Raw genomic sequence first — 22,062 nt, forward strand, 5'->3', positions numbered from 1 at the left:
GTTACGCCAGCGCCCGCAGGCCGCTGCGGAGTGCCTTCCCATCGTGGGGCGTCACGAGCTGATCGATCTCGCCATGCACCTCGACCCAGATCGGCAGGGCCGACTGCAGCACCCTGCGACCGGCCGGCGTCAGGATGAGCCGCCGCACCCGGCGGTCGGTCTCATCGACGGCGATCTCCACGAAGCCGCGCTGCTCCAGCGGCTTCAGGTTGGCGGTGAGCGTGGTGCGATCCATCACGAGCAGCGCGGCGATCGAGCCCATCGAAGGCGGCTCGGGCTGATTGAGCGAGGTCAGCAACGAGAACTGTCCGCTGGTGAGACCAAGCGGTGACAAGGCTTCGTCGAAGCGACGCGCTAGCGCGCGTGCGGCGCGTTGTGCGGCGAAACACAGGCAGTGGTCGTAGACGTGCAGCGTCGTCTCGAACGAGGCTTTTAGCTTCTTTGACATATCGTGGTTACGTTGATATCAACCTTTCAGCTTGAAATCAACCAGCAGGAGGAACTGATGGCCTACGTGCAGGGATTTGTTTTGCCGGTGCCGGCCGACAAGAAGGAGGCCTATCGCAAGGCTGCTGCCGACTTCTCGCCGATCGCCAAGGAATTCGGCGCCACCCGCCAGGTCGAGGCCTGGGGCGACGACGTGCCCGACGGCAAGCTCACCGACTTCAAGGGCGCGGTGAAGGCCAAGCCGGACGAAGTCGTGGTCTTCTCGTGGATCGAATATCCCAGCAAGGAGATCGCGGAGGAAGCACACCGGAAGGTCATGAACGATCCGCGCATGCACGACATGGACATGCCGTTCGACGGCCAGCGCATGATCGTTGCAGGCTTCACGCCGATCCTCGACGAAGGCGGCCGGGGCCACATGGGTTACGCCGACGGCGCGCTGCTGGCGGTGCCCGCCGCCAACAAGGCGGACTATCTCGCCATGGAGGTCCGGCACGCTGCGATCCTGCAGGAGCACGGCGCCACACGGGTGGTCTCGGCCTGGGGCGAGGATGTTCCCGACGGCAAGGTCACCGACTACAAGGGCGCAGTGAAGGCGACGGCCGAGGAGAAAGTCGTCTATGCCTGGATCGAATGGCCGTCGAAGGCGGTCCGCGACGCGGCCTGGCCCAAGGTGATGGCCGACCCGCGCATGCATGAAGGCAAGGACCGGCTGCCGTTCGATCCGCGGCGCATGATCCACGGCGGCTTTGCGCCGATCCTCGACGTCTGAGGAATGGCAATGACCGTAGCGAAGAACACGATCTGCATCTGGTTCGACAAGGACGCGGAGGCCGCCGCCCGCTTCTACGCCGCGACCTTTCCCGATAGCGAGGTGAGCGCCGTCCATCGGGCGCCCAGCGACTATCCCTCGGGCAAGAAAGGCGACGTGCTGACCGTGCAGTTCACGGTCTGCGGCATCGCCTGCCTGGGCCTCAACGGCGGGCCGGCCTTCAAGCAGACCGAGGCCTTCTCGTTCCAGATCGCCACCGACGACCAGGAGGAGACCGATCGTTACTGGAACGCCATCGTCGGCAATGGCGGCCAGGAAAGCGCCTGCGGCTGGTGCAAGGACAGATGGGGCCTGTCGTGGCAGATCACGCCGCGCGTGCTCACCGAGGCGATGGGAGCCGGCGGCGAGGAGGCGAAGCGCGCCTTCGAAGCCATGATGGGCATGAAGAAGATCGACGTCGCCCGGATCGAGGCGGCCCGTCGAGGATGATTGCTGGGGGCGCGCGACTCCAGTCGCGCGTCTCCGTCGGTCGCAATGAAGATCGCGCCGCTGGAGCGGCGCGCCCCCAGGCTACGCCGCGTCGGCGGTGATCGTGTCGCTGTCGTTGTCGACCACGACCGCGGTCTCGAAATAGCGGATGTCGGGCGGCGCGCCGTAGCGCTCGGCGATATAGGCCTGCCACTGCGGCGTGTAGACCGCCTCGGCGTCGGCACGGCTCTTCCAGAGATAGACGCCGCCGCCGATCCGCTTCTCCGCGTCGAACAGATAGTATTTCCGGACCAGTCCCTTCATCCCGCGATATTTCGGCGCCGAACCCTTGAAGAGTTCGGCGGCCTTCTTCGCATCGATGTCGGCCGGCAGCTTGAAGTTCACGATGGCGGTGATCATGAGATCCTCCTTCACACGGGGGCGGCGCGCTCCTCGCGCACCTTCCACAGCAGGATGAAGCCTACCACCAGGAAGAACAGAACGCAGGCCATGCCGATGCGGGTGGACTGGGTCGCCGCCGTGACGGTCGCGATGGCAAACGGCGCCATCCAGGCCGTGGCCCGGCCCGACAGGGCGAACAGGCCGTAGAATTCGCCGGTCATGCCCGGCGGGGCGATGCGGCCCACCATGGTGCGGCTGGCCGCCTGCATCGGCCCCATGCAGAAGCCGAGAATGAGCGCGAAGCCCATCAGCACCTTCTCCTGCAGCGAGCCGAACAGGCCGCGCGTCGGGCTGATCGGGTCGGCCGGCACGATGTAGAAGACATGCGTGGCCGTGACGCCGACGATGCCCAGGGTGGCCACGATCACGCCGGCGATGGCGATCTGCACCGTCCGCTTGCTGCCGATCCAGTCGTCGAGCCGGCCGCCGAGAAACGCGCCGGGAATCGCGAAGACTGTCAGGACGATGCCGAAGATGCCGAGCGTCACCGTGCTCCAGCCGAAGGTCGCGGCGGCATAGACGCCACCGAAGGCAATGATCGCCGCGAGTCCGTCATTGTAGAGCATGAAGGCGATGAGATAGCGCAGCGCGTTGCCGTAGCGCGGCAGGCGCTTCAGCGTCGACAGGAGCGAGCGGCCGCCTTCCCGCGCGGCGACGAGCAGGGGCTGGCGCCGCGCACCGGCGGAATCCGGCGTGAACAGGAACATCGGCAGCACGAAGATCATGATCCACAGGGCCGAGGCAGGTCCGACCAGGCGCTCCAGCTCGTGGCTGGCAGGATCGAGGCCGAACAGCGGCCGGTCGTTCGAGGCGGCCAGGCCGAACAGGGCCGGCATCGACACGGCAAGCACGACGATCAGCGAGACCAGGCCGCCGCAATAGCCCAGGCCCCAGCCGTAGCCGCTCAGCCGTCCCATGCGCTCGGGCCGCACGATGTTGGGAAGCTGGGCATTGTTGAACACGATCGACATCTCGGCGCCGACCGTGGCCAGGATCACCGCCCAGCTGATCGGCAGGATGAGGTCGGGGCGATTGGGATAGGCGAACCACAGGCCGGCGCATCCCACGACCAGCAGGAGCTGGAACGCGAGGATGAAGGGCTTGCGACGGCCGCCGGCGTCGGCCATGGCGCCGAGGAACGGGCTCATCAGGGCGATCAGGACGCCGGAAGCCGATTGCGTGAAGCCCCAGGCCGCCTGCCCCTGTACCGGATCGCCGACCAGCACGTTGGCAAAGTAGGGCGCGAAGATGAAGGTGGTGATGATGGTGAAGAAGGGCTGGTTGGCCCAGTCGAACAGCGCCCAGCTGAACTGGCCGAGCGTCGAGGCTTCACGGACGGGCGGCGTGGCCGCGTGAGAATCTGTCATGCCGGGTCACTATGCCCGAGAGCAGGCACTCTTCATAAGCCCCCTGAGCAAGGGACCTTCACGCGTTCACCCTCCGCTGTAATTGCCAGATCGCATCCCGATTGGTGGGCGAGAAGACCTTCTCCATGGCGCCCTGCCACGGCAGCCAGAGCTGGGCGACGTGCTCGGACGGATCGAGCGTCGCCACCGTCCGTTCGGGCACCTGGAAGCCGAACACATGCTCGACATTGTGGGTGACTTCCGGCGCGTAGCGGGCGCGCCACTGGGCCCAGATCTCGTAGCGGTTGGTCTGGCGCCAGTCGGTGAGCGTGCCGACCGCGAGGCCGGTCTCCTCCTGGAGTTCGCGGCGGGCCGTCGCCTGCATATCCGGATCGTCCAGTTCGCGTGATCCCGTCACGGATTGCCAGAGTCCGGTCCCCGTCCGTTCCAGCACGAGCACGTCCAGCCGGGGCGTATGAACCACCACCAGCACCGATTCGGGGATCTTGAAGGCCATGCCGCAGCATAGCCCGGAACATTGACTCCGGGCCTCCCGCCGCTATGGTCCGGCGGCATTTTTCGAGGGATTTTCGATGAGCAAGCAGCTGCAGACCGCGATCGACGCGGCATGGGAAGCGCGGGACGGCATCAACAGCGCCACCAAGGGCGAAGTGCGTGACGCCGTCGAAGCGGCGATCGCCGGCCTCGACGACGGCACCTACCGCACCGCCGAGAAGTTCGGCGACGAATGGGTCGTGAACCAGTGGCTGAAGAAGGCCGTGCTGCTCTCCTTCCGCCTCTACGATTCGGTCCCGATGGACGGCGGCGCCTCGTTCCCCGGCCTCGGCGCCGCGCCCTGGTTCGACAAGGTGCCGCTCAAGACCACCGGCTGGGACGCCGCCCGCTTCGCCAAGGCGAACTATCGCTCGGTCCCCGGCTCGATCGTGCGCCGCGGCTCCTACATCGCCCCGTCGGTCGTGCTGATGCCGTCCTTCGTGAACCTCGGCGCCTATGTCGACACCGGCACCATGGTCGACACCTGGGCGACGGTCGGTTCCTGCGCCCAGATCGGCAAGAACTGCCACCTCTCGGGCGGCGTCGGCATCGGCGGCGTGCTCGAGCCGCTGCAGGCCAACCCGGTCATCATCGAGGACAACTGCTTCATCGGCGCCCGCTCCGAGGTCGTCGAGGGCGTGATCGTCGGCACCGGCGCGGTGCTCTCGATGGGCGTGTTCATCAGCGCCACCACCAAGGTGGTCGACCGCGCGACCGGCCAGATCCATATCGGCAAAGTGCCGCCGTACTCGGTGGTGGTGCCCGGCAATATCGGCGGCGGCCCGGATCGTCCCTCGACCTATTGCGCCGTGATCGTGAAGACCGTCGACGAGCGCACCCGCTCCAAGACCTCGATCAACGAGCTGCTGCGCGACTAGCGTCAGCGTCTTCCCCTTTGCGGGCTCCGCAAAGGGGAAGCGATGATCCGACGATCAGCCGGTGTGACGCTTCCACTCCGGCTGCGTCCTAAGGTGGGCGCCTTCCTTGGCGAGGATCTTGGAGGTGCGCTCGGGCGCGAAGCCCAGCTCGACGAAGGCGGGCCCGACATTGGCCACTTCGCGATAGTCGAGGATCAGACCGTCGCGCAGCTGCATCATCGAGCAACCTTCGAAGCCGACGCGCTTGCCCTCGGCGCCGGGCAGCTTCGAGACGTAGCTGAACGTGTAATAGGCGTAGAGCATCTTTCCGTCGCTGACCGGGCGGTGCATGTCCCAGCGGAACTCGTGCGCGGTGCGATGGAACCAGTCGTCGATCATCTCGGCGATCCGCTCGCGCCCGACGAAATCGCCGTAGAACACGTCGTGATAGACGGCGTCCTCGGTGAACAGGCTGGCGAACCCCTTGCCGTCGCGGCACTCGACCGCGGAGCAAAAGGCCTTCAGCAGCTCTGACGTATCCATTGTTATTCCTCCCGAACGGCCCCGATCATGACTAGACTGGCGGCCGCGGCAAAGGAGAACTGGCATGAGCACATGGATCTTCCTCGGCATCGTCGTCGCCATCGGCGTGTGGCTGATCGCCGTCTATAACGGCCTCGTCGGCGGCCGCAACCAGGCCCAGACCGCGTGGAGCCAGATCGACGTGCAGCTCAAGCGCCGGCACGATCTCATTCCCAACCTGGTGCAGGTCGTGAAGGACGCGATGGGCTACGAGCAGGAGACGCTCACCAAGGTGATCCAGGCGCGCAACAACGCGGTGGCGGCGAGCGGCAACGCCGCGCAATCGGGACCGGCGGAAGCGGCGCTCAGCCAGGCGACGCATGGCCTGTTCGCCCTGATGGAGAACTACCCGCAGCTCAAGGCCAACGACAATGTCATGCAGCTCCAGGAGGAGCTCACGACCACCGAGAACAAGATCGCCTTCGCGCGCCAGTTCTACAACGACTCGGTGAATACCTATAACACCCGCCGCCAGAGCTTCCCGGCGGTGCTGGCCGCGGCGTCGCTGGGCTTCGGCCCGATGGACCTGTTCAACATGCCGGAGTCCGAGCGCGAAGTGCCGAAGGTCGCGTTGCGCTGAGAGGGCACGGCGCATGAGCGCCACCACCGACTTCGTCTCCGCGCAGAACCAGAACCGCCGCAACACGATGGTGCTGCTGGCGGTGCTCACCCTGCTGGCGGGCGGGATCGGCTATCTGGTCGGCGCGCTGCTGGAGACCGAGTCCTCGGGCTCATTGCCCGCCGTGAGCCAGATGGGCATTGCGGCCGCCGGCCTGATGGCGGCCGTCAGCGTCGGCTGGAGCGCGATCTCGCTGGCGGTGGGCGACCGGATGGTGCTGTCCATGGCCGGCGCCAAGGTGATCGAGAAGCAGGACGCGCCGCAGCTCTACAACGTGGTCGAGGAAATCTCGATCGCCGCGGGTGTGCCGATGCCCCGGGTCATGGTGCTGGAGACCGACGCACTGAACGCCTTCGCCACCGGCAACAAGGTCGGCAATGGCACCATCGCGGTCACGCGCGGGCTTCTGAATTCACTGACCCGCGACGAGCTGCAGGGCGTGGTGGCGCACGAGATGGCGCATCTGCGCAACCTCGATACGCGTTACATGGTCGTGGTCGGCGTCACGGTTGGCCTCATCGCTTTGGTCTGCGACATGGCGCTGCGCACGATGAACCTGGGCCGGATGCGCAGCGACGACCGCAAGGGCAGCTCGGGCGGCGGTATCCTGATCATCGTGCTGCTGGTGGTCGCGATCCTGGCGCCGCTCGCGGCCAAGGCGGTGCAGATGGCGGTCTCGCGCCAGCGCGAGTATCTCGCCGACGCGACCTCCGTGCAGTTCACGCGAAATCCCAATGGCCTCATCTCTGCGCTGGGCAAGCTCGCAGAGAAGGCCGCGCCCTTTCCCGGAGTGAGCCGTGCCACGCAGCATCTCTTCATCGTCAACCCGATCAACCAGTTCACATCCAAGACACCGGCGCTTCTCGCCACGCATCCCGATATCGAGGATCGCATCGCTCGCCTGCGCAATCTGGGCAGCTAGCGCCGGGCTCGCGGCGGCGTTCGACCTGCAGGGCCATCGCGGCGCGCGCGGCCTGGCGCCCGAGAACACGCTGGCCGGCTTCAAGCTGGCGCAGGACCTGGGCGTCACGACCCTCGAGACCGACCTCGCGGTGACGCGCGACGGGATCGTCGTCATCAGCCACGACCCTTATCTCAATCCCGACCTGACGCGCGGGCCGGACGGGCAGTGGCTCACCGCTTCAGGACCGGCCATCCGCACGCTGCCCCTGGATGAACTGAAGCGCTACGACATCGGCCGCGTGAACCCGGCCAGCAAATATGCCCAGCAGTTCCCGGAGCAGAAGCTGGTCGACGGCCAGCGTTTTCCGACCCTGCCCGAATTCTTCGCGCAGGCGTCCCCCGGGGTGCGCTTCAACATCGAGATCAAGACCGATCCGGGCAAACCCGACCTCACCCTCGACCCTGCCGCGTTCGCCGCGCTTGCCGTCGACGGGATTCGCAAGGCGAAGGTGGAGCCGCGCAGCACGCTGCAGTCGTTCGACTGGCGCGGCCTGATCGAGGCCCGCAAGCTGGCGCCCGAGATCGCCACCGGCTGCCTCACCATCGAGAGCAACAACTTCGACACGGTGCAGCGTGCCAGCGGCCGGCCCTCGCCCTGGCTGGGCGGGCTCGACCTGGCAGCCCACGGCGGATCGGTGCCGCGGCTCGCCCAGGCGGCCGGCTGTGCGACCTGGTCGCCCTTCTGGCGCAACGTCACGCCGGAGAACGTCAAGGAAGCTCACGCGCTCGGCCTCAAGGTCGTCCCCTGGACCGTGAATGCCCCGGCCGAGATGGGTCGGCTGATCGAGCTGGGCGTGGACGGGCTGATCACCGACTATCCCGATCGCGGGGCACAGATTCTCAGCTCCAAGGGCCTCAAAGCCCGCTAGGCGGTTGACTCAGGGCATCTCTGTGTTCTGTATACAGACATGCGCCCCATCCTTCCCGAGCCCGATCTTTCAGAGCGAATTCACGATTCGGTCCTCGAAGCGATCTGCTCCGGTGAGCTGAAATCCGGCGCCCGGATCACCCAGGAGGAAATCGCCCAGCAGTTCGGCGTGTCGCGCCAGCCGGTCCTGCAGGCCATGATGCTGCTGCGCCGCGAGGGCTTCCTGGTCGACGCCGGCCGCAAGGGCGTGTGCGTCGCCCCGCTCGACGTCCAGCAGGCCCGCAATCTCTACGTCGTCCGGGCCGCGCTCGACGGCGCCGCCGCTCGGCTCGCCGCGTCCAACTACACGCCCCACCTGATGCAGCGCGGCCGCGCCCTGCTCGACGTCGGCCGTCGCGCCGTGGCGAGCGGATACGTGCCGTCGGTCATCGAGGCCGACATCGATTTCCATCTCTTCGTCTACGAGGCCTCGGGCAATCCCGTGATCGGCGAGACCGCCCAGCCGCACTGGCAGCATCTGCGTCGGGTCATGGCGGCGGCCTTGAGCGAAGAGGATCTGCGGATCAGTGTATGGGACGAGCACGAAGGCATCCTGCGCGCGCTCGAGGCGGGCCAGGCGGCCGAGGCCGAAGCGCTCTGCCGCGGACACGCCGAACAGATGGCCGACATTCTCACCGGACGATTGAAGGTCGTGATTTCCCACGCCGCCTGAAGACGGCGCTCACTACAAAGCAAAACGACAAGGCAAAGGAGGAATCGCCATGAAGCTCACCTCTGAGCAGCTGAAGCAATTCGACGAAGAGGGCTATCTCTTCTTCCCCGATTATTTCTCGCCGGAAGAGACCCAGATCCTGAAGAACTCGGTGCCCGAGGTCTTTGCCCAGCGCCGTCCCGAGAACGTGCGCGAGAAGAGCGGCGACGTCGTGCGCACCGCCTTCGCGGTCCACACCTATCATCCGGTGTTCGAGGCGCTGGTCCACCATCCGCGCTTCGTCGAGCCGGCCGAGCAGCTGCTGAAGGACAAGACCTACATCCATCAGTTCAAGATCAACGGAAAGGCCGCGTTCGACGGCGACGTCTGGCAGTGGCACCAGGATTACGGCACCTGGAAAGCCGACGACGCCATGCCCGAGCCGCGCGCCATGAACCTCGCGGTGTTCATCGACGAGGTGAACGAGTTCAACGGCCCGCTCTGGTTCATTCCCAAGAGCCACAAGAAGGGCGCGATCGAGGCCCGCCACGACCTGACCACGACCTCCTATCCGCTGTGGGTGATCGACAACGACACCATCGCCAAGCTGGTCGACCAGGGCGGCATCGTCGCGCCCAAGGGCGGCCCGGGCTCGGCGATCTTCTTCCACGGCACGCTGGTGCACGGCAGCGGGCCCAACATGTCGCCGTGGGATCGCCAGATCATCTATGTGACGTACAATTCGGTCAGCAACGCGATCCGCCAGTTCAAGCGGCCGGACTATATCGCGCACCGCGACTTCACGCCGGTCGACCCTTGGGAAGACGATGCGGTGATCCGCGCCGTCAACCGCAAGGTCGCGGCGGAATAATCAAGAAACTCCGGAGGAAACCATGAGTCTCCATCGCATGCTTCTGGCGCGCGCCGCCGAAGCCAATCCGCTGCGCATCGGCGTCATCGGCGCCGGCAAGTTCGGCTCGATGTACCTATCGCAGATCCCGACCACGCCGGGCATCCATCTGCTGGGCATCGCCGATCTGTCGCCCGACCGCGCGCGCGAGAACCTGGCGCGGCTGGGCTGGAAGCCCGACGTGACCTCGGCGACCTCGTTCGCCGATGCGCGCAAGCACGGCAGCACCCATCTCACCGACGACTGGCGTGCGCTGGTCAGCCATCCCGAGATCGACATCATCGTCGAATCGACCGGCGACCCGATCGCCGCCGTCGAGCATGCGCTCGAAGCCTTCAAGCACGGCAAGAGCGTGGTGATGGTGACCGTCGAGGCCGACGCCTTCTGCGGCCCGCTGCTGGCCAAGCGCGCCGCCGCCGCCGGCGTGATCTACAGCCTGGCCTATGGCGACCAGCCGGCGCTGATCTGCGAACTGGTCGACTGGGCCCGCACGTCCGGCTTCGAAGTGACCGCCGCCGGCCGCGGCCACAAGTGGCTGCCGCACTTCGCGCAATCGACGCCCGAGACCGTGTGGAAGTACTGGGGCCTCAACGAGGAACAGGCCAAGCGCGGCGGCCTCAATCCCAAGATGTTCAACTCCTTCCTCGACGGCTCCAAGCCCGCCATCGAGAGCACCGCCGTCGCCAACGCCACCGGCCTCACGCCGGCGCCGGACGGGCTGGCCTTCCCGCCGTGCTCGGTGGAGGACCTGCCCTTCGTGATGCGCCCGATCTCCGAAGGCGGCCAGCTCCACCACAAGGGCCAGGTCGAAGTCGCCTCGTCGCTGGAGAAGGACGGACGCGCCATCCCCTACGAGATCCGCAAGGGTGTGTGGGTCGTGTTCGAGGCCGCCACCGAGTACCAGAAGAACTGCTTCGAGGAGTACATGCTGCAGACCGACCCGAGCGGCCGGTACTCGGTCATGTACAAGCGCTGGCACCTGATCGGCCTCGAGGTCGGCATGTCGGTCGCCTCGATCGGCCTGCGCAAGGAACCGACCGGCACGCCGATCGGCTTCCACGCCGACGTCATCGCCACCGCCAAGCGCGACCTCAAGCCCGGCGAGATCCTGGACGGCGAGGGCGGCTACACGGTCTACGGCAAGCTGTTCCCGTCCGAGAAGTCGACCGGCCTCGGCAGCCTGCCGCTCGGCCTCGCCCACAACGTCAAGCTGGTGAAGCCGATCAAGGCCGGCCAGTCGCTGACCTACGCCGACGTGGTGATGGACGAGTCGCTGACCGCCGTGAAGCTGCGCCGCGAGATGGAACGCGACTTCGCCCCAGCGGCCGCGAAGATCGCGGCTCAGTAAGGCTTCATCCCTGGCGGCGTGGGGCAAGCGTCGCTCCGCCCGGAGCGCAGCGGAATGGAGGGACCTGTTTTCCTCCATTTGACGGCTTTGGAGTCTTTCCGAGTCCGATGGAATCACCACACCGCCCTCATGCTGAGGAGCGCGCCGCAGGCGCGCGTCTCGAAGCATGGGCACGAGCACCGCGCCTGTTGCCGATCCTTCGAGACGCGGCCTGCGGCCGCTCCTCAGGATGAGGTGGTGCGCGTCGACCTGAAGCGGAAAAGCTCTGGCAGCCTGTCCCAGATGGGTTTTTCAGAAGGACCGACGAGCAACACCGCTCCGTCGAGGTCGACCCCTGACAAGACTCGGGGGGTGCGACATCCGTTTCGATTGTTTCGTTTAAGCGGCCGAGCTGCGCTCGCTCGCCCGCTCACTTGACGTCTCGGAATGTTCATATGAAAGTCATATGAACGAAAACAACGGTCTGCAGAGTTCATTCGAACCATGCAGATCGATCGGGACAGGAAACGGGCTCAGGAACCGGGAATGCAGGCGGAAGAACGCGCCCGCGCCATCGTCGAACGCGTCCGGGGGGACGGGTTCCAGGCGATCGAGGCGCTTGCCCTTCAGTTCGGCGTCACGCCGCAGACGATCCGACGGGACGTCAACCTGCTCTGCGACCGCGGCCTGCTGCGCCGGCGCCATGGCGGCGTCGAGCTGCCGCCCGAGGGCGAGAACCTCGCCTATCCCGCCCGCCAGGTCCTGAACATCGACACCAAGCGCCGCATCGCCCAGCTCGTGGCGCGCGAGGTGCCGGACAGGGCCTCGCTGTTCTTCGGCATCGGCACGACGCCCGAGCAGTGCGCGCTGGCGCTGCTCGACCATGCCGGCCTGCGGGTCATGACCAACAATCTCAACGTCGCGATGGCGCTGAGCCGCAGCGCCTCCTGCGAGATCACCGTCGCCGGCGGCCGCCTGCGCAGCCTCGACCGCGACGTGGTGGCGGGCGAGGCGCACGGTTTCTTCGGCCGCTTCGCCGCCGACATCGGCATCTACGGTGTCGGCGGTGTCGCCGAGGACGGCACGCTGCTCGACTTCAGCACCGACGAGGTGGCGATGCGCAACGCGCTCGCCGCCCATTGCCGCCAGCGCTTCCTGGTTCTCGATCATTCCAAGTTCGGCCGCGGCGGCACGGTGCGCGGCGGCCACATCACCGAAGCAAGTGCCGTGTTCACCGATCGTCCGGTGCCGGAGCCCATCGCGCGTCAATTGAGCGATGCCGGCGTCCGGCTCGTGTCCTGGCCGGACGACGGCGCCACCATCGATACGACACGTCAAACAAGGAGGGGTTGATCTCATGTTGAAGCATCTCGCGATCGCGGCCGCGCTCGGCATCGCCGCCGTGGCAAACATCTCCGGCGCCGCCGCCCAGCAGCGCGCCGTCTGCTACAACTGCCCGCCGGAATGGGCCGACTGGGGCTCGCAGCTCAAGGCCATCCAGGCCAAGCTCGGCATCCAGGTGCCGCCGGACAACAAGAACTCCGGCCAGGCCATCGCCGCACTGATCGCGGAGAAGGGCAATCCGGTGGCCGACGTCACCTATCTCGGCGGCATCGCAGCCGACCCGGCCAAGGATGCCGGCGTGCTGACGCCCTACAAGCCTGCCAACTGGGACAAGATCCCGGCCGACCTCAAGGATCCGGACGGCAACTGGTTCACGATCCACTCCGGCACGCTCGGCCTGTTCGTGAACAAGGCGGCGCTGGGCAACAAGCCGGTGCCGCAGAGCTGGGCCGACCTCTTGAAGCCCGAATACAAGGGCATGGTCGGCTATCTCGACCCGACCTCGGCCGCCGTCGGCCAGCTCGGCGTCATGGCGATCAACCTGGCGCTGGGCGGCACCTACGACAATCTCGATCCGGCCATCAAGTTCTTCAAGGAACTGGCCAAGAACCAGCCGATCGTGCCGAAGCAGACGTCGTATGCCCGCGTGATCTCGGGCGAGATTCCGATCCTGCTCGACTACGACTTCAACGCCTATCGCGGCCAGTACACCGACAAGGCGCCGGTGCAGTTCGTGATCCCGAAGGAGGGCACGCTGGTGTTCCCCTACGTGATGGCGCTGGTGAACAAGGGCCCGAACCCCGAGAACGGCAAGAAGCTGCTCGACTTCGTCCTGTCCGACGAGAGCCAGGCGATGTGGGGCAATGCCTATCTGCGCCCGGTCTTCGCCGACCGGCTCTCGGCCGAGGCCAAGGCCAAGTTCCTGCCCGACGCGGAATATGCCCGCGCCAAGCCGGTCGACCTGAAGAACCTCGCCAAGGCGCAGCCACAGATCGTCGAGCGCTACCGCAAGGAAGTGAACTGATCAGACGAGTATAGTGGGGCGACGACAAGCACATCGCCCCGCTGCACTCGATTACGACCTCACCCTGAGGAGCGCTCCAGAGGAGCGCGTCTCGAAGGGTGGGCACGAGCACCTCGCCTGTTGCCCATCCTTCGAGACGGCGCGGAGTTTACCCCGAGGTATTCGAGGGGCGCCTCCTCAGGATGAGGGTGCGCCAAGAGGAACCACAAAGAATGCGGCACGAAACCCGCCGATTGATCCTTCTCCTGCTGCCGGCCGGCATCGTCTTCGCGGCCTTCTTCCTGCTGCCGATGGCGCGGCTGTTCTTCATCGGCGGCAGCGGCAAGACCGGCTGGGCGGCCTATGCCGCCATCCTCACCGACTCGCTCTATCTCGACAGCCTGCTGTCCACACTGGCCGTGGCGGCCGCAACGACGGCGGCGACGCTGGCGATCAGCGGCATCTCGGGCGTGTTCCTGCAGCGTCACAAGTTCCCCGGCAATGCGCTGCTCGTGTCGATGCTGACCTTTCCGCTCGCCTTCCCCGGCGTCGTCATCGGCTTCATGGTGATCATGCTGGCCGGCCGCCAGGGGCTGATCGGACAGGTCACACAGGCCCTGACCGGCGAGAAGCTGGTCTTCGCCTATACGATAGCCGGCCTGTTCATGGGCTACGTCTACTTCTCCATCCCGCGCACCATCCTCACCGTGATGGCCGCGGCCGAGAAGCTCGATCCGAAGCTCGAGGAGGCGGCGCGGTCGCTCGGCGCCTCGCCGTGGCGCGTGCTGCTCGACGTCATCATCCCCGGCCTGAAGCCCGCCTTCATCTCGGCCGGCGCGATCTGCTTTGCCACCGCGGTCGGTGCGTTCGGCACCGCCTTCACGCTCGCCGCCAGGATCAACGTGCTGCCGATGGTGATCTACACCGAGTTCACTTTGTCGGCGAACATCGCCATGGCGGCGGCGCTGAGCTTCGTGCTGGGCATCGTCACCTGGCTGGTGCTGGCGGTGGCGCGCACGGCCGCCGGTTCCAGCGTCGCGGCGGCAGGCTGACATGAAGCGCCGCGGCCTCTTCTATCTCCAGCTCGGCTTCACCCTGCTGGTCTGCGCCTTCCTGGTCGTGCCGGTGTTCCTCTCGATCATGGCCGGTCTCACGGTCAACTACTTCGTCGGCATCGAGAGCGGCCTCACCCTGCGCTGGGTCATGGAAGTGTGGAACGGCTATCGCGACACGATCTTCCTGTCGATCGGCCTGGCTCTCGCCTGTCTCGCCGTCACCCTCGTCATCGGGGTGCCCGCCGCCTACGTGCTGGCCAAGCGGCAGACGTCGCTGACCCGTGCGCTGGAGGAGATGCTGGTGCTGCCGGTGGCCGTCCCGGGGCTCGCCACGGCGCTGGCGCTGATCGTCACCTACGGCAGCCTGTCGGGTTTCCGCACCTCGTGGGCCTTCATCCTGGTGGGCCACGTTCTCTTCACCCTGCCCTTCATGGTGCGCAGCGTGCTGGCGGTGCTGAGCGCCATCGACCTCAAGACGCTCGAAGAGGGCGCGGCGTCGCTCGGGGCCGGCTTCTGGCCGCGCTTCCGCGACATCGTGCTGCCGAACTGCCGGCAGGGCATCCTCGCCGGCTCGCTGATGGTCGTGACCCTGTCGATGGGCGAATTCAACATGACCTGGCTGCTGCACACGCCCTTCACCAAGACGCTGCCCGTGGGCCTCGCCGATGCCTACGCCTCGCTGCGGCTGGAAGTCGGCAGCGCCTATACCCTCGTGTTCTTCCTGATGATCATGCCGCTCTTGCTGGCGCTGCAGGCCTTCGCCAAGCCGCGCCCCGCGAAGTTCGTGGCAGAGGACGCCGAATGAACGATACCGGAAACAAACCCGTCTCCATTGCCCTGACCAACTGCGCGAAGACCTTCACCGACGGCACGCGCGCGCTGGAGCCACTCGACCTCGCCATTCATGCCGGCGAGACCGTCGTGTTCCTCGGCCCCTCGGGCTGCGGCAAGACCACGACGCTGCGCATCATCGCCGGCCTCGAAGAGCCCGACGCCGGCGGCAAGGTGCTGTTCGACGGGGTCGACGTCACGCACCTGCCGATCGAGCAGCGCAATGTCGGCATGGTGTTCCAGTCCTATGCGCTGTTTCCCAACATGACCGTGGCCGGCAACATCGGCTACGGCCTGAAGATCCGGAAGGTGCCTGACGCCCAGATCAAGGCGCGCGTGTCGGAGATGCTGGCGATGATGCAGATCACGCGGCTCGCGGATCGCCGCATCGACCAGCTCTCGGGCGGCCAACGCCAGCGCGTGGCACTGGCCCGCGCCATCGCGGTCCGGCCGCGTGCGCTGCTGCTCGACGAGCCGCTGACGGCGCTGGACGCCAAGCTGCGCGACACGCTGCGCCTGGAGATCGATTCGCTGCTGCGCTCGCTCGGCATCACCGCGATCTACGTCACCCACGACCAGGCCGAGGCGATGGCGCTGGGCGACCGCATCGTCGTCATGGAGCATGGCCGGGTCGCCCAGATCGGCAAGCCGCGCGACATCTACCAGCGCCCGGCCACCCGCTTCGTCGCCGAATTCATCGGCACGATGAATCGCCTGACCGGCCGCGTCAGCAACGGCACCTTCACCTGCAAGGCCGGCGGCCTCGCCTGGGCGCAAGCGCCGGCCACCGCGACCGAGATCCTGTTCCGGCCCGAAGACATCCGCGTGGTCGAGAGCGGCGAGGCCACCGGGCTCAAGGGGACGGTCGCGGCCGCCTTTTTCCTGGGCGACCGCACGCGCCTGTTCGTGGATGTGGGCGAGGCGCAGCCGCTGGTGATCGAGAGTACGGCGCGGCGCGACTTCAGCCACGGCGACGCCGTCGGGCTCGCCATCGACCCGCGCGGCCTATTGGTGTTGTGAGGAGCCTGCCATGCTGATCGCCCAGATCACCGACACCCATATCAAGCTGCCGGGCAAGCTCGCCTATCGCAAGGTCGACACGGCTTCCATGCTGCGGCGCTGCGTGCAGGAGCTGCTGGCGCTCAGCCCGCAGCCCGACATCGTCCTGCTGACCGGCGACCTGGTCGATCTCGGACGACCGGAGGAATACGAACACCTGAAATCGATCCTGGCGCCGATCCAGCAGCGCATCATCGCCATCCCCGGCAATCACGACGAGCGCGAGGCGATGCGCGACGCCTTCCGCGACGGCGGCTACCTGCCGCCCGAGGGGAAGTTCCTCCAGTTCGCGATCGACGACTATCCGTTGCGCCTGGTCGGCCTCGACACGCTAATTCCCGGACAGGGCGGGGGCGAACTCTGCCGCGAGCGGCTCGACTGGCTCGACCGCACGCTGGCGGAGCGGCCCGATGTGCCGACCCTCGTGATGATGCACCATCCGCCCTTCGTCACCGGCATCGGCCACATGGACAAGATCGGCCTGCTGGGGCGCGAGGCCTTCGCCGAAATCGTGGCGCGTCACGATCAGGTCGAGCTGATCCTGTGCGGCCATCTCCATCGCACGATCCACGCCCAGGTCGGTGGCCGCCCGGCGATGACCTGCCCCAGCCCCGCGCATCAGGTCGCGCTCGACATCCATCCCGATGCGCCCAGCCGCTTCCGCATGGAGCCGCCGGGTTTCATGCTGCACTGGTGGAACGACGGGCAGCTCGTGACCCATGCCGCCGTAATCGGCGACTATGACGGCCCGTATCCGTTCTTCGACGCCGACGGCAAGTTGATCGATTGATAGCCCTGTCGTCCTGAGCGCAGCGAAGGACCTAGCGGAGCGACCAAAATACTGCGTTGCTGGCGCGAGATCCTTCGCTGCGCTCAGGACGACAAGGTTGATCGTGTTTGACGCTTCGCGTCGAACGCCACCGCCTAGATCACGTGCTCGGGGTCTTCCTTCGGGTGGGCCTTGGGCGGCCGGCCTTCGGCCGCGTCGCGTTCCTGTTCCTTGCGCGCCTTCAGCAGCTTGCGCAGGATCATGTTCCGCTTCAGCGCCGAGATGTGGTCGATGAACAGCACGCCGTCGAGATGGTCGATCTCGTGCTGGACGCAGGTCGCCAGCAGGCCGTCGCAGGCGAGATCCTGCTGCTTGCCGTCGCGGTCGAGGTAGCGGACCGTCACCGTCGCGGGACGGACCACGTCGGAATAATGGTCCGGCACCGACAGGCAGCCTTCCTCGTAGGCGACGTCCTCGTCCGAGGCCGCGACGATCTCGGGATTGGCCATGAACAGCGGGCCGGTCTTGGTGTCCTCGCGGTCGATGTCGAGCACGACGACGCGCTTCAGCACGCCGACCTGCGGCGCGGCCAGCCCGATGCCGGGCGCGTCGTACATCGTCTCCAGCATGTCATCCATGAGCTGGCGCACGCCGGCGTCGACCGTGTCGACGGGCAGGGACTTCTTCTTCAGGCGCGGATCGGGCGCGGTCAGGATGGGCAGGAGAGCCATCGGGCCTAAATATGCGTCAGGATGGGGCTTTTCAAGGTCGGGGCCGAATCAGGTGCGCCGGACCATGGTGCCGACGCCCGCCTCGGTGAAGACCTCGAGCAGCAGGCAGTGGGGCACCCGCCCGTCCATGATGACGGCGGCTTCGACGCCCGAATTCACGGCATCGATGCAGTTCTCGACCTTGGGGATCATGCCGCCGGAGATCGTGCCGTCGGCGATCAGGGCGCGCGCCTGCTCGATCGTCATGTCGGGAATCACCTTGCCGCCCTTGTCGAGGACGCCCGGCACGTCGGTCAGGAACAGCAGGCGCTTGGCCTTCATGGCACCGGCGATGGCGCCAGCCGAGGTATCGGCGTTGATGTTGTAGGTCAGTTCGTCGTCGACGCCGAACCCGATCGGGGCGACCACCGGGATCACGTCGGCGCGGCGCAGCTGCTCCAGCACCATGACGTTGATCTTGGCCGGCTCGCCGACCTGCTTCAGGTCCACTTTCAGGAGCTCGCCGGTCTTGGGATCGCGCATCTGCGTGACCTTCTTGGCCAGGATCAGGTTGCCGTCCTTGCCGCAGATTCCGACGGCGATGCCGCCGCATTCGTTGATGTCGGCCACGATCGCCTTGTTGATCGAGCCGGCCAGGACCATCTCGACGATTTCCATCGTCTGGGCGTCGGTGACGCGCAGCCCGTTCACGAACGTGCTCTTGATGCCGACCCGCTCCAGCATCTTGTTGATCTGGGGGCCGCCGCCATGGACCACGATCGGGTTCATGCCGACCTGCTTCATCAGCACAACGTCGCGGGCGACCAGGTCGCCGAGCTTGGGGTCGGTCATGGCGTGGCCGCCATACTTCACCACGAAGGTGGCGTCGTTGTGCCGGCGCATGTAGGGCAACGCCTTGGAGATGGTCTCCGCCATGCGGATGAGCCGCTTCTGCTCCTTGTCGGGTTGAACAGGCTCGGCCATTTCACAGCATCCCCAGTTGAACGAAAGCCCTCTCCGGGTCGGGAGAGGGCCGAGCAATTCGCGCAGGCGCATAATATATTAGGCGGCTCCCGGATAGAAGAACCGGACCTGCCGCGTCAGGATGTCCGCATGGCAGCTTCCCACCCCCTCGACAGCGAAACCCTGGCCGATCGCGGCTTCACCGTGGTGCGCAACCTGATCGGCCCCGAGGAATGCCGCGCGCTGGCCGCGCTGTGGCCCGAGCCGGCCCGGTTTCGCAAACATATCGTCATGCAGCGCCACGGCTACGGGCAGGGCGAGTACCAGTATTTCGCCTATGACCTGCCCCCGCCCGTCGAGCGGCTGCGCCAGGCGCTGTACCCTGAGCTGGCGAAAGTGGCCAACCAATGGAACGAACGGCTGGGACGGCCCCGGCGTTTCCCGCCGGCCCTGAAGGACTGGCTGGGCGAATGCCACGAGGCCGGCCAGACCCGGCCGACGCCGCTGCTGTTGCGCTACGGGCCGGGCGACTACAACTGCCTGCACCGCGATCTCTACGGCGAGTTGGTCTTCCCGCTGCAGGTCGTGGTGCTGCTGAGCGCCCCGGGCCGCGACTTCACGGGCGGCGAGTTCATGCTGGTCGAGCAGCGCGCCCGCATGCAGTCACGCGGCGAGGTCGTGCCGCTGCAGCAGGGCGATGCCGCGATCTTCGCCGTGAACGAGCGGCCCGCGAAGGGCGTGCGCGGCTGGCACCGCACCGCCCTGCGCCACGGCGTCTCGACCCTGCGCGACGGCGAACGCTTCACCCTGGGCCTGATCTTCCACGACGCGGCGTGACAGATTCGCGGAGCGATACCTACGCCCCCGTCATCCTGAGCGAAGCGAAGGATCCAACGTCCGACAAGGGAGTGCTCTGGTCGTTCCGCTAGGTCCTTCGCTGCGCTCAGGACGACAGGTCGAAACCTAAACCTGCGCGACCGCGAAAATGTCGGCGCGGAGTTCGGGAATGCCGAAACCGGTCTCGCTGCTGGTCGGCAGCACTTCGGGATGGGCGGCGCCGTGCTTGCGGGCGACGGCCTCGGCGGCCTTCACGGCGGCCGCGACGTCGGAGGCCCGCAGATAGTCGGTCTTGGTCAGCAGGAGCTGGTAGGAGACGGCGGCGCTGTCGAGATTGCGCATCGTCTCGCGGTCGCTCTCCTTCACCCCGTGCCGGCCGTCGATCAGCACGAAGATGCGCATCAGGGTCGGACGGCCGCGCAGATAGGCCGAGGCGAGATCCTGCCACGTCTCCTTCATCGAGCGCGAGACCTTGGCGAAGCCATAGCCCGGCAGGTCGACCAGCATTAGCCGGTCGCAGAGGTTGAAGAAGTTGACCTGGCGCGTGTGGCCGGGATTGCCCGACACGCGCGCCAGGGTGCGCCGGCCGGTGAGCGCATTCACCAGGCTCGACTTGCCGACATTGGAGCGTCCGGCGAAGGCCACTTCCGGCAGCGAGATGCCGGGCAGCGATTCGATCGACGCGGCGCCCGAGACGAAGTCGCAGGGGCCCGCGAACAGCTTGCGCGCCGCCTCGATCTCGGCCGGCGAATAGCCCTCGTCGATCTCGTCAGGTGACTTGTCAGGCATCAGTTCTTCTTGCCGGAGCCCTTGCCGCCCTTCTTTTCGTTGGAGGGAGCCGCCGGCGCGGGAAGCGCGGGCGCCGCCTTGCCGCCGATCGGCGCGCCGTGACGGCGCATGATCATGTACTGCTGCGCGATCGAGAGCGTGTTGCTCCACGCCCAGTAGATCACCAGGCCGGCCGCGAACGGCGCCAGCATGAAGGTGAACAGGATGGGCAGGAACTGGAACACGCGCGCCTGCACCGGATCGGTCGGCTGCGGGTTCAGCTTCTGCTGCAGATACATCGTGACGCCCATGATCATGGGCCAGATGCCGATGTTGAAGAAGTGCAGGAACGACGGGACGTCCCACGGAACCATCCCGAAGCCGGTCAGGATCGTGAGCGGATCGGGCGCGGAGAGGTCCTTGATCCAGCCGTAGAACGGCTGATGGCGCATCTCGATGGTGGTGTAGAGCACCTTGTAGAGCGCGAAGAACACCGGGATCTGCACCACGATCGGCAGGCAGCCCGCCGCCGGGTTCACCTTCTCGCGCCGATAGAGCTGCATCAGCTCCTGGTTCATGCGCTGGCGGTCCTCGCCGTAGCGCTCCTTGAGCTTCTCCATCTCGGGCTGGAGCCGCTTCATCTTGCTCATCGCCGCGTAGGACTTGTTGGCCAGCGGGAAGAACACGGCCTTCACGATCACGGTCAGCACCAGGATCGACAGGCCGAAATTGCCGAGATGCACGTAGAGCCACTCGAGCAGCCAGAACAGCGGCTTGGTGAAGAACCAGAACCAGCCCCAGTCGATCGTGAGGTCGAACTTCTGGATGCCGTACTTGCTTTCATAGTCGGAAATGACCCGCACGATCTTCGCGCCGGCGAACAGCTTGGCATCCGTCGTGGCACTGGCACCGGGAGCGACCGTGACTCCGCTGGCGACATAGTCGACCTGGTACTTCACGTCGGCGCCGGCGCCAGTCTGCTTGATCGAGACGTCGACCTTGGACTTCTGGTCAGGCACCAGCACCGACATCCAGTACTTGTCGGTGATGCCGACCCAGCCGCCGGTGGTGGCGATCTTCTGCTGCTTGTTGCCCTTGAAGTCGGAGTAGCTGAACTCTTTCAGCGTATCGTTGAAGACGCCATACGGACCCTCGTGGAGGATGTACATGCCCTCGAACTTGGGCTCGCCGTAGCGCACGATGAGGCTCCACGGGAACAGCGTCGCCGGCTTGTCGGTCTTGTTGTCGACGCTCTGCTTCACGTCGAACATGAAGAACTCGTCGATCGAGACCGTGAGGCCGAACACCAGCCCTTCGCCATTGTCCCAGGTGAGCTTGACCGGCTTGCCGGGCGCCACCGTCGGAGCCTCGGCCGTCCAGACCGTCTCCGGGCCCGGCACCTTGAGGGCAGGGTCCGAGGAGGACCAGCCGAACTCGGCATAATAGGGATGCTCGCTGCCGATCGGCGACAGGACCGGCACAGGCGGGCTCTTGGGATCGATGGTCTCGCGGTATTTGACCAGCTGCACGTCGTCGATGCGCGCGCCCTTGAGCGAGATCGAGCCGGTGAGCTCGGCCGTCGTGAAGGTGACACGCGGCGTCAGCGCGACGGCCTCGCCGCGGCTGACCACGGGCTGCTGCGTCGGCGCGGCGCCTGGACCGGGCTGCGTCCCCGGAGTGCCCGGCTGACCGGCCGGGGCGGCAGGAGCACCGGACTGCGTCGCAGCCTGCTGCTGGGCAGTGTTAGTCGCCTGTTTGGACGGCGGGAACACCACCTGCCAGCCCACGATGATCAGCACCGAAAGGACGATGGCGACGATAAAATTCTTCTGATCCATTTGTCGGCGATCTTTCGT

Annotated in this window: 25 protein-coding genes; 16 read left to right on the plus strand and 9 right to left on the minus strand. The window is 66.4% G+C overall.

From position 1 onward, the window contains the following. Window position 1: 1 nt before the first annotated feature. Entirely contained in the window at window positions 2–448 is a 447-nt protein-coding gene (locus ACQY78_RS15780; RefSeq protein WP_428676598.1) for a MarR family winged helix-turn-helix transcriptional regulator, read from the minus strand. Between the two features lie 57 nt (window positions 449–505). On the opposite strand from ACQY78_RS15780, the gene ACQY78_RS15785 reads away from it, so the two are divergent. Continuing rightward, window positions 506–1,219 (plus strand): DUF1428 domain-containing protein, encoded by a 714-nt coding sequence (locus ACQY78_RS15785; protein WP_428676599.1) that lies wholly within the window; start codon window positions 506–508, stop codon window positions 1,217–1,219. A gap of 9 nt (window positions 1,220–1,228) precedes the next feature. Continuing rightward, entirely contained in the window at window positions 1,229–1,708 is a 480-nt protein-coding gene (locus ACQY78_RS15790) for a VOC family protein (RefSeq protein WP_428676601.1), read from the plus strand. Window positions 1,709–1,789: 81 nt separating this feature from the next. Here the strand turns inward: ACQY78_RS15790 and ACQY78_RS15795 are convergent, their stop codons facing one another. The 3 genes from ACQY78_RS15795 to nudB are packed head-to-tail and all read right to left on the minus strand — an operon-like array spanning window position 1,790 to window position 4,012. Beyond that, a complete protein-coding gene (locus ACQY78_RS15795; RefSeq protein ID WP_428676603.1) occupies window positions 1,790–2,107 on the minus strand; it encodes a monooxygenase in 318 nt (105 codons plus the stop codon). An 11-nt stretch (window positions 2,108–2,118) separates the two neighbouring features. After that, entirely contained in the window at window positions 2,119–3,516 is a 1,398-nt protein-coding gene (locus tag ACQY78_RS15800) for an MFS transporter (RefSeq protein WP_428676605.1), read from the minus strand. A gap of 58 nt (window positions 3,517–3,574) precedes the next feature. Next, window positions 3,575–4,012, minus strand: a complete 438-nt coding sequence (gene nudB / locus ACQY78_RS15805; RefSeq protein WP_428676607.1) for a dihydroneopterin triphosphate diphosphatase — start codon at window positions 4,010–4,012, stop codon at window positions 3,575–3,577. Between the two features lie 76 nt (window positions 4,013–4,088). Here nudB and dapD point away from each other — a divergent pair, with 76 nt between their 5' ends. Beyond that, window positions 4,089–4,928: a 2,3,4,5-tetrahydropyridine-2,6-dicarboxylate N-succinyltransferase gene (dapD, locus tag ACQY78_RS15810; protein WP_428676609.1), complete on the plus strand. Its 840-nt coding sequence runs from the start codon at window positions 4,089–4,091 to the stop codon at window positions 4,926–4,928. A gap of 54 nt (window positions 4,929–4,982) precedes the next feature. Here the strand turns inward: dapD and ACQY78_RS15815 are convergent, their stop codons facing one another. Continuing rightward, window positions 4,983–5,450: a nuclear transport factor 2 family protein gene (locus ACQY78_RS15815; RefSeq protein ID WP_428676611.1), complete on the minus strand. Its 468-nt coding sequence runs from the start codon at window positions 5,448–5,450 to the stop codon at window positions 4,983–4,985. A gap of 64 nt (window positions 5,451–5,514) precedes the next feature. Between ACQY78_RS15815 and ACQY78_RS15820 the strand changes: the two genes are divergently transcribed. From ACQY78_RS15820 to ACQY78_RS15875, 12 genes are all read left to right on the plus strand, one after another. Continuing rightward, window positions 5,515–6,069, plus strand: coding sequence for a LemA family protein (locus ACQY78_RS15820; protein ID WP_428676613.1), 555 nt, complete (start codon window positions 5,515–5,517; stop codon window positions 6,067–6,069). Window positions 6,070–6,082: 13 nt separating this feature from the next. Further along, window positions 6,083–7,030: a M48 family metallopeptidase gene (locus tag ACQY78_RS15825; RefSeq protein ID WP_428676615.1), complete on the plus strand. Its 948-nt coding sequence runs from the start codon at window positions 6,083–6,085 to the stop codon at window positions 7,028–7,030. Then, window positions 7,017–7,940 (plus strand): glycerophosphodiester phosphodiesterase, encoded by a 924-nt coding sequence (locus tag ACQY78_RS15830; protein ID WP_428686401.1) that lies wholly within the window; start codon window positions 7,017–7,019, stop codon window positions 7,938–7,940. The genes ACQY78_RS15825 and ACQY78_RS15830 overlap by 14 nt, the downstream gene beginning before the upstream one ends. A 39-nt stretch (window positions 7,941–7,979) precedes the next feature. After that, window positions 7,980–8,651, plus strand: coding sequence for a GntR family transcriptional regulator (locus tag ACQY78_RS15835; protein ID WP_428676616.1), 672 nt, complete (start codon window positions 7,980–7,982; stop codon window positions 8,649–8,651). A gap of 49 nt (window positions 8,652–8,700) precedes the next feature. Then, complete coding sequence (locus ACQY78_RS15840; RefSeq protein WP_428676618.1) at window positions 8,701–9,501, plus strand: phytanoyl-CoA dioxygenase family protein; 801 nt, start codon at window positions 8,701–8,703, stop codon at window positions 9,499–9,501. 22 nt (window positions 9,502–9,523) lie between these two features. Next, window positions 9,524–10,888: an NAD(P)H-dependent oxidoreductase gene (locus ACQY78_RS15845; RefSeq protein ID WP_428676620.1), complete on the plus strand. Its 1,365-nt coding sequence runs from the start codon at window positions 9,524–9,526 to the stop codon at window positions 10,886–10,888. Window positions 10,889–11,413: 525 nt separating this feature from the next. Continuing rightward, window positions 11,414–12,220 (plus strand): DeoR/GlpR family DNA-binding transcription regulator, encoded by an 807-nt coding sequence (locus tag ACQY78_RS15850; protein ID WP_428676621.1) that lies wholly within the window; start codon window positions 11,414–11,416, stop codon window positions 12,218–12,220. 4 nt (window positions 12,221–12,224) lie between these two features. Further along, window positions 12,225–13,235 carry an extracellular solute-binding protein gene (locus ACQY78_RS15855; RefSeq protein ID WP_428676623.1) on the plus strand — a complete coding sequence of 337 codons (1,011 nt, stop codon included), beginning with the start codon at window positions 12,225–12,227 and terminating at the stop codon, window positions 13,233–13,235. 212 nt (window positions 13,236–13,447) lie between these two features. Further along, the gene (locus tag ACQY78_RS15860) at window positions 13,448–14,266 is read left to right on the plus strand and encodes an ABC transporter permease (protein WP_428676624.1); all 819 of its coding nucleotides are present in this window, start codon (window positions 13,448–13,450) and stop codon (window positions 14,264–14,266) included. A gap of 1 nt (window position 14,267) precedes the next feature. Continuing rightward, entirely contained in the window at window positions 14,268–15,074 is an 807-nt protein-coding gene (locus ACQY78_RS15865) for an ABC transporter permease (RefSeq protein ID WP_428676625.1), read from the plus strand. Further along, window positions 15,071–16,120 (plus strand): ABC transporter ATP-binding protein, encoded by a 1,050-nt coding sequence (locus ACQY78_RS15870; RefSeq protein WP_428676627.1) that lies wholly within the window; start codon window positions 15,071–15,073, stop codon window positions 16,118–16,120. Before ACQY78_RS15865 ends, ACQY78_RS15870 begins: the two co-directional genes overlap by 4 nt. 10 nt (window positions 16,121–16,130) lie before the next feature. Then, a complete protein-coding gene (locus ACQY78_RS15875) occupies window positions 16,131–16,949 on the plus strand; it encodes a phosphodiesterase (protein ID WP_428676629.1) in 819 nt (272 codons plus the stop codon). Window positions 16,950–17,083: 134 nt separating this feature from the next. Here ACQY78_RS15875 and def read toward each other — a convergent pair whose 3' ends face one another. Beyond that, on the minus strand, window positions 17,084–17,659 hold the full coding sequence (gene def, locus ACQY78_RS15880; RefSeq protein ID WP_428676631.1) for a peptide deformylase: 576 nt from the start codon (window positions 17,657–17,659) through the stop codon (window positions 17,084–17,086). A 48-nt stretch (window positions 17,660–17,707) separates the two neighbouring features. Beyond that, the gene (argB, locus tag ACQY78_RS15885; protein ID WP_428676632.1) at window positions 17,708–18,622 is read right to left on the minus strand and encodes an acetylglutamate kinase; all 915 of its coding nucleotides are present in this window, start codon (window positions 18,620–18,622) and stop codon (window positions 17,708–17,710) included. A gap of 129 nt (window positions 18,623–18,751) precedes the next feature. Between argB and ACQY78_RS15890 the strand changes: the two genes are divergently transcribed. Further along, window positions 18,752–19,438: a 2OG-Fe(II) oxygenase gene (locus ACQY78_RS15890; protein WP_428676634.1), complete on the plus strand. Its 687-nt coding sequence runs from the start codon at window positions 18,752–18,754 to the stop codon at window positions 19,436–19,438. 126 nt (window positions 19,439–19,564) lie between these two features. Here the strand turns inward: ACQY78_RS15890 and yihA are convergent, their stop codons facing one another. Both yihA and yidC read right to left on the minus strand, forming a co-directional pair. After that, complete coding sequence (gene yihA, locus ACQY78_RS15895; RefSeq protein ID WP_428676635.1) at window positions 19,565–20,227, minus strand: ribosome biogenesis GTP-binding protein YihA/YsxC; 663 nt, start codon at window positions 20,225–20,227, stop codon at window positions 19,565–19,567. Continuing rightward, entirely contained in the window at window positions 20,227–22,044 is a 1,818-nt protein-coding gene (gene yidC, locus ACQY78_RS15900) for a membrane protein insertase YidC (RefSeq protein ID WP_428676637.1), read from the minus strand. The genes yihA and yidC overlap by 1 nt, the downstream gene beginning before the upstream one ends. Window positions 22,045–22,062 lie beyond the last annotated feature (18 nt).

Origin of the sequence: Reyranella sp. (assembly GCF_965279625.1) — a bacterium.
Taxonomy (GTDB): domain Bacteria; phylum Pseudomonadota; class Alphaproteobacteria; order Reyranellales; family Reyranellaceae; genus Reyranella.

Excerpts from the sequence above, each read along its gene's own strand:
- ACQY78_RS15780 (WP_428676598.1), bottom strand. The coding sequence starts at position 448 with ATGTCAAAGAAGCTAAAAGCCTCGTTCGAGACGACGCTGCACGTCTAC.
- ACQY78_RS15785 (WP_428676599.1), top strand. The coding sequence starts at position 506 with ATGGCCTACGTGCAGGGATTTGTTTTGCCGGTGCCGGCCGACAAGAAG.
- ACQY78_RS15790 (WP_428676601.1), top strand. The coding sequence starts at position 1,229 with ATGACCGTAGCGAAGAACACGATCTGCATCTGGTTCGACAAGGACGCG.
- ACQY78_RS15795 (WP_428676603.1), bottom strand. The coding sequence starts at position 2,107 with ATGATCACCGCCATCGTGAACTTCAAGCTGCCGGCCGACATCGATGCG.
- ACQY78_RS15800 (WP_428676605.1), bottom strand. The coding sequence starts at position 3,516 with ATGACAGATTCTCACGCGGCCACGCCGCCCGTCCGTGAAGCCTCGACG.
- nudB (WP_428676607.1), bottom strand. The coding sequence starts at position 4,012 with ATGGCCTTCAAGATCCCCGAATCGGTGCTGGTGGTGGTTCATACGCCC.
- dapD (WP_428676609.1), top strand. The coding sequence starts at position 4,089 with ATGAGCAAGCAGCTGCAGACCGCGATCGACGCGGCATGGGAAGCGCGG.
- ACQY78_RS15815 (WP_428676611.1), bottom strand. The coding sequence starts at position 5,450 with ATGGATACGTCAGAGCTGCTGAAGGCCTTTTGCTCCGCGGTCGAGTGC.
- ACQY78_RS15820 (WP_428676613.1), top strand. The coding sequence starts at position 5,515 with ATGAGCACATGGATCTTCCTCGGCATCGTCGTCGCCATCGGCGTGTGG.
- ACQY78_RS15825 (WP_428676615.1), top strand. The coding sequence starts at position 6,083 with ATGAGCGCCACCACCGACTTCGTCTCCGCGCAGAACCAGAACCGCCGC.
- ACQY78_RS15835 (WP_428676616.1), top strand. The coding sequence starts at position 7,980 with ATGCGCCCCATCCTTCCCGAGCCCGATCTTTCAGAGCGAATTCACGAT.
- ACQY78_RS15840 (WP_428676618.1), top strand. The coding sequence starts at position 8,701 with ATGAAGCTCACCTCTGAGCAGCTGAAGCAATTCGACGAAGAGGGCTAT.
- ACQY78_RS15845 (WP_428676620.1), top strand. The coding sequence starts at position 9,524 with ATGAGTCTCCATCGCATGCTTCTGGCGCGCGCCGCCGAAGCCAATCCG.
- ACQY78_RS15850 (WP_428676621.1), top strand. The coding sequence starts at position 11,414 with ATGCAGGCGGAAGAACGCGCCCGCGCCATCGTCGAACGCGTCCGGGGG.
- ACQY78_RS15855 (WP_428676623.1), top strand. The coding sequence starts at position 12,225 with ATGTTGAAGCATCTCGCGATCGCGGCCGCGCTCGGCATCGCCGCCGTG.
- ACQY78_RS15860 (WP_428676624.1), top strand. The coding sequence starts at position 13,448 with ATGCGGCACGAAACCCGCCGATTGATCCTTCTCCTGCTGCCGGCCGGC.
- ACQY78_RS15865 (WP_428676625.1), top strand. The coding sequence starts at position 14,268 with ATGAAGCGCCGCGGCCTCTTCTATCTCCAGCTCGGCTTCACCCTGCTG.
- ACQY78_RS15870 (WP_428676627.1), top strand. The coding sequence starts at position 15,071 with ATGAACGATACCGGAAACAAACCCGTCTCCATTGCCCTGACCAACTGC.
- ACQY78_RS15875 (WP_428676629.1), top strand. The coding sequence starts at position 16,131 with ATGCTGATCGCCCAGATCACCGACACCCATATCAAGCTGCCGGGCAAG.
- def (WP_428676631.1), bottom strand. The coding sequence starts at position 17,659 with ATGGCTCTCCTGCCCATCCTGACCGCGCCCGATCCGCGCCTGAAGAAG.
- argB (WP_428676632.1), bottom strand. The coding sequence starts at position 18,622 with ATGGCCGAGCCTGTTCAACCCGACAAGGAGCAGAAGCGGCTCATCCGC.
- ACQY78_RS15890 (WP_428676634.1), top strand. The coding sequence starts at position 18,752 with ATGGCAGCTTCCCACCCCCTCGACAGCGAAACCCTGGCCGATCGCGGC.
- yihA (WP_428676635.1), bottom strand. The coding sequence starts at position 20,227 with ATGCCTGACAAGTCACCTGACGAGATCGACGAGGGCTATTCGCCGGCC.
- yidC (WP_428676637.1), bottom strand. The coding sequence starts at position 22,044 with ATGGATCAGAAGAATTTTATCGTCGCCATCGTCCTTTCGGTGCTGATC.